Raw genomic sequence first — 10,369 nt, 5'->3', positions numbered from 1 at the left:
AAGTTCGTCCTGCGAGTCCACTTCCCCACCCGCGGCGGTTGACGCCTGGGCTGCTCGCCCCAGCCCACGCTTCCCTCCGGACTCCGGGACAACTCCATGCTCAAGTGGTTCCTGCTCAGCCTCGCCGTGTGCAGCGAGGTCTTCGCCACGTTGTGCCTGAAAGCCTCGCACGGCTTCACGAAACCGCTGCCGGTCCTCGGACTGGTGGTCGGTTACGGCATCGCGTTCTACCTGGAGGCGCAGGTGATCCGGCTCGGGCTGCCGGTCGCGATCACCTACGCCATCTGGGCCGGTGGTGGCATCGCGCTGGTCGCGGTGGCGGGCCGGGTGCTGTTCGCCGACCCGATCGCGCCGGGCACCCTGGCCGGGATGGCGCTCATCGCGGCGGGGGTGGGGCTCGTGGCCACCACCACCGCCGTCGCCTGATCCGACGACGTCCCGAGGGGCGCTGACCGCGTGCGCGGTCAGCGCTTTTCGGCGTGCGCGGAACTCGCGGTGGTGGGCGCGGGTCAGGCGGCGTGGAAGCGCAGGCTCGCGGCGATCGCGGCGAAGACCTCGCCGAAGCGGTCGGCCAGTTCGGTGTTCGGGGTGGTGAAGGACAGCACGGCGACCCGGTCGCTGCCCGGCAGGCGCAGGAAGTAGCGGCTGACCAGGGCGCGGTCGGGGACCGGCGGGTCCGGGTCGGGCTCGGGTTCCTGGGCGGGCCGGGGTTCCGGGGTGGGCAGGTCGATCTCGGTGGTGGCCAGCAGCGCCACGCCCCCCGGCAGCTCGACCGAGGACACGGTGACCTCGCCCGCGCCGGGGGCGCGCTCGATCGACGCCCAGACCTGCGCCAGCCCGCCGACCGCCGGGGACACCGCGAGCAGCGCGCCCGCCGTGAGCGCGGGCGGGGCCAGGTCGCCGCCGCCCGCCCAGACGGCGGCGAGGAGCGGCTCGGAGCCCTCGGAGAGCTTGCGCAGTTCGAGGGCCACCGGGCCGGCGAGCTTGGCGACCCGCTCGGCCTCGGCCCGCTGCGCCCTGGCGGACAGGGCCGCGCTGGGCAGCGGGGCGTCCGAGCGGGGGTCGATCTCGATCCAGCCCGCCGGGAGGCGCAGCGCCGCCGAGACCTTGCCCGCCGGGCGGGGCGGGGTGCGCTCCGCCAGGGCGGGCAGGCCTGGGTTCTCGGCGGGGGCCGGCTTGGCGGGAGTGGGCCTGGCGGGGGTGGACGCGGCGGGTGCCTGCTTGGCGGCTGCGGGATCGGCGGCTGCGGGATCTGCGGAGAGGGCCTCGGCCGCCAAGGGGGCGGCGGCCGAGGGTTCGGGGGCGAGCGGGGTCTGCTCGCGGGGTGGGAGCTGGTCGCGCAGGCGGGTGTCCAGGGACAGGACCTCGGCCAGCTCGTCGAGGTCGGCGCCGGGCGGGCGGATGCGGTCGCCGAGCAGGACCACGCCCGCCAGCGACTCGAACTCGGCCCAGTCGACGAGGTCCTCGGGCGGCGCCGCGGGGCCCAGGAGGACGTCGGCGGTCAACCACTCGACGTCGATGGTCCCGGACAGCACGGGGTCCTCGGTGTCACCCGCCGGCGCCGGGTCGGCGGCGCGGTGGCTGCCCACGCGTTCGACCGGCTCGGACTCCCCCGCAGCGACGGCGGGGAGCAGTGCCAGCGGGGCTCGGGCGGCCGGGAGCTCGGGCACCGCGGCGCTCCCGGTGTCGGCAGACTTGGCGGCAGTGGGCCCGGTGGCTGGGCGCTCAGCGTCGGCGGGCTCGGCGGCGGCGGGCTCGGTCTCCACAGCCGCGGCATCGGCGGCGTCGTCGGCATCGGCATCGGCATCGGCATCGGCGGCGTCGTCGGCAACCTCGGCGTCCGGGACAGGCTCCCCCCGCGACAGCACCTGGAGCGCTCCCACCGCGGCGCGCGGCACGGTCGGCGCGTCCTCGGACCGCTCGCCCCCGCCGGACGCCTCCCCGCTCCCCAGCTCCCCCGCCGCCGGTTCCGCACTCTCCAGCGCGCCGACCGCGAACTCGCCCACCGCGTGCTCCACCGCCTCGCGCAGCACCCCGGCGGCGACGCGGGCCGCCGTCTCGCGCAGGTTCCTGGCCTGCTCGGCCAGCTCCTTGGCCGCGCCGAGCCTGCGCACGGCCTCCTCCCGCTCGGACTGCGCCAGCTTCGCCCGCTCCTGCGCCTGCTCGTGCTCGGCGCCCGCGACGCGTGCCAGCCGCTCCTCGGTCTCGATGCGCGAGCTCAGGTCGTCGGCGGCCTTGTCGTCGCCGACGAGGGTGGCGATGACGAGCTGGTTCTTGGCGTACCCGACCCGCTGCACGGCCTGCAGCGCCCGGTTGCCGTGCGCGGTGGCCTCGGCGTCGGCGGCTCGGGCCCTGCGCCCGGCGTCGGCCTCCTCCTCGGCGGCCGAGGCGGCGCGGGCCTGGGCGAAGCCCGCGCGGGCGCGGGCGGGGGCCAGCTCGGTCGCGTAGCCGGACAGGGCCTTGGCGGCGGTGGCGTGCGCGGTGACCAGGACGCCGAGGTCGGCGCAGACCCGTTCGAGCCTGCCCCGGAACCCGTCGGCGCCCGGCCACATCGACAGCACGTCGCCGACCGCGCGCAGCGCCGCGCGCACCGCGTCGGCCTCCGCACCGGCCTCGGCGAGCGCGGCCGAGGCGCGGCGCACGCCGCCGGGGTCACCGGGCGCGGCGACCCGCGCGAGCCTGGGCAGGGTGGTCACGGGGCGCTCCGGCCGAGCAGCTGGGCGAGGGCGAGCGCGCCGTCGTGGTCTGCGCGCAGGCACTTGGCGGCGGAGGCGTCGAACGCGGCGGCGACGGCCTCCAGCTCCTCGCCGATCCGCTGCCTGCCCTCGGCGCACCGGGCCGTGAAGTCCTCCAGCGCGCCGGACACCAGGTCCGAGCCCGAGGTGGGCACGTCGAGCCGGGTGTTGGCGGGCTCGACGTCGAGGCGGGCGCGCAGCTCGCGCAGCCTCGCCGCGATGGCGGCCAGGACGTCGGGGTCGACCCCGAGAGCGGATTCCGTGCTGTGCTGCGACAAGGGCCCTCCTCACGTACGAGCTGTGCATCGGCCATCCGGCACGCGGCGTTACCCCCGAGAAGTGCGGTCAGGTAAGGGAAATGGCGCAACGCCGGAACATCGTCACCCGTTCGGTGGAAATTTTTGTTCCACCACAAGGGGAATCGGGGGCACGTGCGGGACCGCTACCGGCGCGAAGCCCGGAAACCATTGGCGGACAAAGGTTTCTGGGCTCGCGGCGGGGTGTGTGTTGTTGCTCGCCGAAGATAGGGGTAACACGCGTGGTGCGGTCTCAGGACGCGAGCAGCCGCGGCCGGTAGAGGTCGAACCAGTGGTACAGGTCCAGCACCCGGTCCAGGGCGAAGCGCTGCGCCTGGCCCACCCGCGCGGGGTCGGCCCCGACCAGCGCCCGCGCCCGCTCCCGGTCCACCAGGTCGAACACCGGGTGCCCCGGTTCCGCGAGCACCTGGGCGACCTGCCGCTGCAGCGCGGCGGCGTAACCGGGGTCCTGGGTCGACGGGTACGGGCTCTTCACGCGGTCGCGCACCGACGCGGGCAGCACGTGCGCGGTGGCGTGGCGCAGCAGGCTCTTCTCCCTGCCGTCGAAGGTCTTCAGCGCCCAGGGCGCGTTGTAGGCGTACTCGACCAGCCGGTGGTCGCAGAACGGGACGCGCACCTCGAGGCCCACCGCCATGGACATGCGGTCCTTGCGGTCCAGCAGCATCCGCACGAACCGGGTCAGGTGCAGGTGGCACACCACGCGCATCCGGGCCTCGCGCGCCGACTCGCCCTCCAGCGGCTCGACCTGGGCGACGGCCGCGCGGTACTGGTCCCGGACGTGGGAGCCGAGGTCCAGGCGCCGCACCAGGTCCTCCCGGTACGGGGAGGCCGCGCCGGAGCCCAGGTCCCGGAACGCGACCATCCAGGGGAACCCGTCGACCTCGGCCGAGCCGTCGTGGAACCAGCGGTAGCCGCCGAACACCTCGTCCGCCGACTCCCCCGACAGCGCCACGGTGGAGCCCTCGCGGATGGCCTTGAACAGCAGGTACAGGGACACGTCCGTGTCCCCGGAGCCCATCGGGACGTCGCGCGCGGTGAGGACGGCGCGGCGGGTGTCCGGGTCGGTGAGGCGGGCCGGGTCGAGCAGGACGTCGTGGTGGTCGGAGCCGACGAGCGCGGCGACGTCGCGCACGTACGGCGCGTCCGGGGTGGGGCGCAGGTCGTCCGGGGCGAAGTTCTCCTCCTGGCCGGGGAAGTCGACGGAGAACGTGCGGACCGGCTCGGACAGCTCGGCCGCCGCGAGCCCGGTGATGGCGCTGGAGTCCAGGCCGCCGGAGAGCAGGACGCAGCGGGGCACGTCGGCGACGAGCTGGCGGCGGACGGTGTCGGTGAGCAGCTCGCGGACGGTGGCGACGGTGGTGTCGCGGTCGTCGGCGTGCGGGGTGGTGCGCAGGGACCAGTAGGCGCGGGCGCGGATCCCGGAGCGGCTGACCGTGACGGTGGTGCCCGGCTCGACCGGGACGAGGTCCTTCCACAGCGACCAGCCGGGCCGCTGGGTGGGCAGGAGCAGCTCGCGCAGGCCGTCGTCGTCCACGGCGCGCTCCGCCAGCGGGTGGGCCAGGACCGCCTTGGGCTCGGAGCCGAACAGCACCCCGTCCGGGGTGGGGCGGTAGTAGAGGGGTTTGACGCCCATGCGGTCGCGGGCCAGCAGGAGGGTCCGGTCGCGGGAGTCCCAGACGGCGAAGGCGTACATGCCGTTGAGGTGCTCGACGACGCGCTCGCCCCACTCCAGGTAGCCGTGCAGGACGACCTCGGTGTCGCTGGCGGTGCGCCAGGTGTGGCCGAGCGCGGTCAGCTCGGCGCGCAGCTCGGCGTGGTTGTAGGTCTCGCCGCTGTAGACCAGGCAGAGGTCGCCGCGCGGGGTGGGCAGCACCATCGGCTGGCGACCGCCGGGCAGGTCGATGACGGCGAGCCTGCGGTGGCCGAGGGCGGCGTTCGGGTGCCACCAGGTCCCGGAGTCGTCCGGGCCGCGGCAGGCCATGGTGGCGGTCATCCCGGCCAGGACGTCCCCGGCTCCGGGGCGCGTGGTGAGGTCGGAGTCGTGGGAGACCCACCCGGTGATGCCGCACATGGCCGCCTCCAGCCAATTTGGTTAGCTACCGCAAGCACTGGTGATCCAGGTGTAACACCGGAAGGCGGGACTGTCTGCCCGTTTTGCGCGCTCCGCCCACTGCTCGTGGGGACGTCACCCGGACGGGCGCAGGAAGCCACCCGTCCGAGGACGTGGGGATCACCGAGCGGGTTCGGCCTGCACCTCGGCCTGCACCTCGGCCAGGTCCACCACCCGGTCCGCGACGGCGTCGAGCAGCGGCCGGTCGTGCGAGATCGCCAGCACGCCGACCCGGTCCGCCCGCACCCGCTCCAGCAGCAGCCGCCAGATCACCGCCTGGGTGATCGCGTCCAGGCTCGCGGTGATCTCGTCGGCCACCAGGTAGCGCGGCGAGGTCAGCAGCGCGCGGGCCAGGTTCACCCGCTGGGCCTCGCCGCCGCTGATCTCGTGCGGGAACCGGTCCAGCAGGGCGGGCGGCACCAGCACCGGGTCCAGCGCGGCCACCTCACCCGCCGCGCCACCGCCCGCCGCGCCACCGCCCGGCGCGGTCTCCGCCAGCACCTCGGACACCCGCCACCGGGGGTCCATCGCCGAGTGCGCGTCCTGGAAGGCGAGCTGCACCGGGTTCGGCACGCCCCTGCCCGGCCGGGGCGCGGCGCCGTCCGCCTCCACCGCGCCGCGGCGCGGCCGGTCCAGCCCCGCGAGCAGCCTGCCGAGCGTGCTCTTGCCCGACCCGCTCGCCCCGTGCAGCCCGACCACCTCGCCGGGCTCGACGTCGAGGTCGACGCCGCGCACCACCCACGGCCCGGTCCGGCCGTACCGGAACCACACGTCCCGCGCGCGCAGGCTCACCGCTCCCCCTCCAGCTCACCGGGCACGTGGAACCCGTTGGCGGGCAGCGCGTTCCACAGCGCCCGCGTGTACGGGTGCGCCAGCGCCCCGCCGTCGCCCCGGAAGTCCGCGGGGTCGGCCTCGTCCACGGTCCGCCCGTCGCGGCAGATCACCACCCGGTCGGCGATCTCCAGCGCCCCGGTCAGCTCGTGCGTGATCAGCACGACCGCGCGGCCGTCGTCGGCGATCCGGCGCAGGTCCGCCAGCACCGCGCGCACCGACTCCGGCGGGAGGCCGGGCGTCGGCTCGTCGGCCAGCACCAGCGCCGGGTCGGCCATGAGCGCCATCGCGGCCAGCGCCCGGCGCGCCATGCCGCCGGACAGCTGGTGCGGGTGCAGCCGCGCCACCTCGGGCCCCAGCCCGCGCGAGGCCAGCGCCCGCAGCGCCGCCGCCCCTGGGTCGGCCGCGCCCGCCAGCCTCGCCGAGCGGCGCACCTGCTTGCCCACGGGCGTCACCGGGTCCAGGAACGACGCGGCCTGCGGCAGCAGCGCGAGCTCCCGACCGGCCAGCGCGCGCCGCGCGTCCGGGCTCACCACCTCACCCGCGAAGCGCACCTCGCCGCTCTCCTCGGCGTTGGGCGGCAGCATCCCCAGCACGGCGTGCGCCAGCAGCGTCTTGCCCGCCCCGCTCGCGCCGACCAGCGCCACCACCTCACCCCGGTCCGCGCGCAGGTCCATGCCCGACAGCGCCACCACGGTCCGGCGGCGCAGCCCGCGCTCGTACTGGCCGAACCGCACGCCCAGCGCGTCGATCTCCAGCAGGCTCACAGGTGGTGGCTCCTCGGGTCCAGCAGCGCGCGCAGGTGCTCGCCCACGCCGTCCACGGCCTTCACGACCAGCAGCAGGCACGCGCCGGGCAGCAGCGCCAGCCACCACGCGCCCGCCGACAGGAACCGCATCGACTCCGACAGCAGCACCCCGATCGACGGCTGCGCCGGGTCCACGCCCATGCCCAGGAACGACAGGGCCGCCTCGTGCAGGATCGCGTGCGGGAACAGCAGCACGAGGCCGACCAGGAACTGCCCGGTCAGGTGGCCCGCGACGTGCCTGCGGGCGACCCACCAGCGGCTGCGGCCGAGCTGGGTGGCCACGAGCGCGTAGTTCGAGCCGACCACGCCGCGCGCCCGGCCCCGCAGCACGCGGGTCAGGGTCGGCCAGTGGGTCAGCGCGACGGCGAGGATGACCGAGCCGGTGCCGCCGCCGAGCGCGAACGCCAGCAGGATCAGCAGCACCAGGTGCGGCAGCGCGAGGAACAGGTCGACCAGCCAGCCGACGGCCGCGTCGGCGCGCCTGCCGCCGACCGTGGCCAGGCACGCCAGCACCAGGGCCACCAGCGCGGAGATCGCCGCCGCGCAGGTGCCGACCAGCAGGCTCAGCCGCAGCCCGGACAGGGTCCTGGCCAGCACGTCGCGGCCCAGCCAGTCGGTGCCGAACCAGTGCGCGGCGGACGGCGGCTGGTTGCGCTGGGACAGCGCGGTGGTCTGCGCGGCGTCCCCGGCCAGGGCGCCCGCGACGAGCACGGCCGCCACCACCAGCAGGGAGCAGCCCAGCAGCACCAGGGTCCGGGTGCGGCGGTCGGCGGTCAGCGCGCTCACCGCTCACCCGCCCGGAGCGCGACCCTCGGGTCGACGGCGGCGTGCACGCGGTCTCCGATCGTGTTGCCGACGAACACCAGCACGGCGGTGAACAGGGCGATGCCCAGCAGCAGCGGCACGTCCTGGGACATCGCCGCCTGCGTGGTCGCGGCGCCGAGGCCGGGGTAGGAGAACACCTGCTCGGCCAGCACCGAGCCGCCGAACAGCTCGCCGAGCGAGCCGAACTGGAGCAGCAGGGCGGGACCGGCGGCGCCCCGCAGCACCCGGTGCGCGACCAGGCCGATCCCCCGGTCGCCCTGGGCGCGGGCGAACGCGACGTGGTCGGAGGCGAGCGCCTCGATGACGGCGTGCCGGGTGTGCAGCACGACGGGCGCGACGCCGACGACGCTCAGGGTCAGCGCGGGCAGCGCGAGGTGGCCGAGCCGGTCGAGCAGGGTGACCTCGGCGGCGGGCACGCCGATCGGCACCGCGCAGCACACCGGGGCCCAGTTCAGCGAGACCGCGAAGACGTAGAGCAGCAGCAGGCCGACCCAGAACACCGGGGCGGACGCCAGCGTGTACGCCCACCAGGTGATCACCCGGTCGGTGGGCTTGCCGCGCCGCGCGCCCGCGAGGACGCCGAGGGCGAAGCCGAGCAGCCCGGACAGCAGCCAGGCCAGCGCCATCAGGCCCAGGCTCGCGGTGAACCGGTCGCCGATCACCTCCAGCACGGGGCGGTTGAACGTCGGGGAGAACCCGAAGTCGCCCCGGACCAGGTTGCCCAGCCAGGACAGGAACCGCTGCGGCGCGGGCTCGTCCAGGCCCCAGCGCTGGGCGATCAGCTCGCGCTGCTCGGGGCCCAGGCGCGCCACGTCCGCGCCGACGTAGGCGCTCACCGGGTCCACCGGCGAGTTGACCATCAGCGTGAAGGTGCCCGCGGCGACGGCGGCCAGCAGCAGCGCCAGGCGGCCGAGCTTGGCCACCACGCGCACCGCGGGGTTGCGCGCGCCGCGCGAGCGGCCGGGGCGGGCGGCCTGCTCGTCGGGGCGGTCGATCCCGTCTCCGGGCTCCCCCGCCCCGCCGAGCTTGGCCGCGCCGCCGAGGCCGCCGGTCTCGTCGGGGTTCAGCAAGTCCAGCGCCAGGCGGCGATGTTCCAGGTGACCGGCCAGCCGTGGCCGTGCGGCTCGACCTGCTCGGGGCCGAGGTCCAGGCACTGGTTGGCGAAGTAGGTGTGCTTGAGGTTGACCAGCCAGGCCCACGCGGCGTCGCCCTGCGCGGAGAAGCCCTGCGCCCCGTCGAACTGGGCGGCCTTCCACTCGCGGGTGGCGACCTCGGGGTCGGTGGTGGCCATCGCGGCGTCCAGGTGCGCGTCCACCGCCGGGTTGGCGTAGAAGCCGGGGTTCCACAGCTCGACGCCCGCGCGGGCCGACGAGTACAGGGTGTGCATCTCGGTCGGGTCGTGGCTGCCCCAGCCGAACAGGACCGGCTCGGCGTGCATCCGGGTGCGGATGACCTCCCAGCTCTCGCCCTGCGCGGAGACCGCGATCCCGATCGGCTTGAGCATGTCGACCACGGCCAGCGCCAGGCCCTGGCGCAGCGAGTCGCTGGCCGGGTAGAGCAGCGGGAACTCGGCCTTCACGCCCGCGCGCTCGCGCACGCCGTCGCCGTCCGAGTCGGTCCAGCCCGCCTCGTCCAGGAGCTTCCTGGCGCGCTCGGGGTCGTTGTCCTCGATCGCTGCGGACGGCTCGAACCAGGGCATCCCGTCGACCGGGCCGGTGGCGGGGCTGCCGAAGCCGTCGAGCACGCCGTCGACCAGGGCCTGCCGGTCCAGCGCGTAGTTCACGGCCTGGCGCACGGCGCGGTCCGAGGTGACGGCGTTGCCGATCGGGCGTCCCTCGGCGGTGGTGCGGCCCTCGGCGGGCAGGTACGGGAACGAGATGCCCCGGTTGTCCACCGAGTCCACGTCCCGCAGCGCCATGCCGGGCAGCTCGGTCCTGGCCAGCGACGACGGCAGCGAGGCCACGTGGACCTGCCCGGAGCGGGCGGCGGCCAGGGTGGCGTCCTCGCCGGTGAACACGAACACGACGCGCTCGAACGCGGGCTTCTGCCCGTAGTAGGCGTCGTTGCGCTTGACGATGAGCTGCTGCCCCTCGTCCCACTGCTCCAGCACGAACGGCCCGGACCCGACCGGCTTGCGCGCGTAGTCGGCGCCGTGCGCGTGCTCGGGGACGATGCCCAGCGACACCAGGCGGTTGACGAACGTGCTCTGCGGCTGGGTCAGGCGTAGCTCGACGGTGTCCTCGTCGACGACGACCGCCTCCTTGAGCACGGTCACGTCGGTGAGGCCGCCGCTCTTGGCCGCGGTGGTGAAGGTGTAGGCGACGTCCTTGGCGGTGACCGGCTGCCCGTCGCTGAACCTTGCGTCGGTCCGCAGGTCGACCGTCCACACCAGACCGTCCGGGCTCACCGAGTGGCCGGTGGCCAGGTCGTTGGTCAGGTTCAGGTCCGCGTCCCTGCCGAGCAGGGTCGACTGGAACAGCGGGGAGCCGTAGCGGCCCCAGCCGAGCGTCGGGTCGTAGCCGTCCTCGGACTCGCCGCCGATGGCCAGCCGCAGCTCGGTCGGCGCCGGGCCGCCCTGCGCGGTGGGCGAGGTCGAGCACGCCGTGGTCAGCAGGGTGGCGGAGAGCAGAGCTCCCGCCGTTCGGGCCCAAGCAGGTACGCGCACGTTCCGCCCCTCGTCGTCCTTGTTGCCCGCTATTCGTAACAAGCAAGGGTGTGCGACAACAAACCGTGAGAGCCAGTT

At 75.3% G+C, this 10,369-nt stretch carries 9 protein-coding genes; 1 reads left to right on the top strand and 8 read right to left on the bottom strand.

Annotation, left to right across the window (positions count from 1 at the left end):
• The first annotated feature begins 96 nt into the window (after window positions 1-96).
• The gene (locus tag CNX65_RS15615) at window positions 97-426 is read left to right on the top strand and encodes a DMT family transporter (RefSeq protein ID WP_015801879.1); all 330 of its coding nucleotides are present in this window, start codon (window positions 97-99) and stop codon (window positions 424-426) included.
• Between the two features lie 83 nt (window positions 427-509).
• Here CNX65_RS15615 and CNX65_RS15610 read toward each other — a convergent pair whose 3' ends face one another.
• The 8 genes from CNX65_RS15610 to CNX65_RS15575 form a co-directional block, all read right to left on the bottom strand.
• Window positions 510-2,696: a hypothetical protein gene (locus CNX65_RS15610; RefSeq protein ID WP_096493801.1), complete on the bottom strand. Its 2,187-nt coding sequence runs from the start codon at window positions 2,694-2,696 to the stop codon at window positions 510-512.
• Window positions 2,693-3,013 carry a PE domain-containing protein gene (locus CNX65_RS15605; protein WP_096493799.1) on the bottom strand — a complete coding sequence of 107 codons (321 nt, stop codon included), beginning with the start codon at window positions 3,011-3,013 and terminating at the stop codon, window positions 2,693-2,695. Before CNX65_RS15605 ends, CNX65_RS15610 begins: the two co-directional genes overlap by 4 nt.
• A 271-nt stretch (window positions 3,014-3,284) precedes the next feature.
• Window positions 3,285-5,123, bottom strand: a complete 1,839-nt coding sequence (gene asnB, locus CNX65_RS15600; protein WP_096493796.1) for an asparagine synthase (glutamine-hydrolyzing) — start codon at window positions 5,121-5,123, stop codon at window positions 3,285-3,287.
• Window positions 5,124-5,282: 159 nt separating this feature from the next.
• Window positions 5,283-5,954 carry an ABC transporter ATP-binding protein gene (locus CNX65_RS15595; protein WP_096493794.1) on the bottom strand — a complete coding sequence of 224 codons (672 nt, stop codon included), beginning with the start codon at window positions 5,952-5,954 and terminating at the stop codon, window positions 5,283-5,285.
• Window positions 5,951-6,760: an ATP-binding cassette domain-containing protein gene (locus tag CNX65_RS15590; protein ID WP_096493792.1), complete on the bottom strand. Its 810-nt coding sequence runs from the start codon at window positions 6,758-6,760 to the stop codon at window positions 5,951-5,953. Before CNX65_RS15590 ends, CNX65_RS15595 begins: the two co-directional genes overlap by 4 nt.
• A complete protein-coding gene (locus tag CNX65_RS15585) occupies window positions 6,757-7,587 on the bottom strand; it encodes an ABC transporter permease (RefSeq protein WP_096493790.1) in 831 nt (276 codons plus the stop codon). The genes CNX65_RS15590 and CNX65_RS15585 overlap by 4 nt, the downstream gene beginning before the upstream one ends.
• A complete protein-coding gene (locus CNX65_RS15580; protein WP_096493788.1) occupies window positions 7,584-8,696 on the bottom strand; it encodes an ABC transporter permease in 1,113 nt (370 codons plus the stop codon). The genes CNX65_RS15585 and CNX65_RS15580 overlap by 4 nt, the downstream gene beginning before the upstream one ends.
• Complete coding sequence (locus CNX65_RS15575) at window positions 8,690-10,291, bottom strand: ABC transporter substrate-binding protein (RefSeq protein WP_232519852.1); 1,602 nt, start codon at window positions 10,289-10,291, stop codon at window positions 8,690-8,692. Before CNX65_RS15575 ends, CNX65_RS15580 begins: the two co-directional genes overlap by 7 nt.
• Between the last annotated feature and the right edge of the window lie 78 nt (window positions 10,292-10,369).

This window comes from Actinosynnema pretiosum (assembly GCF_002354875.1).
GTDB classification, from domain to species: Bacteria; Actinomycetota; Actinomycetes; order Mycobacteriales; family Pseudonocardiaceae; genus Actinosynnema; species Actinosynnema auranticum.
This window is presented reverse-complemented; position numbering and strand designations above follow the sequence as displayed.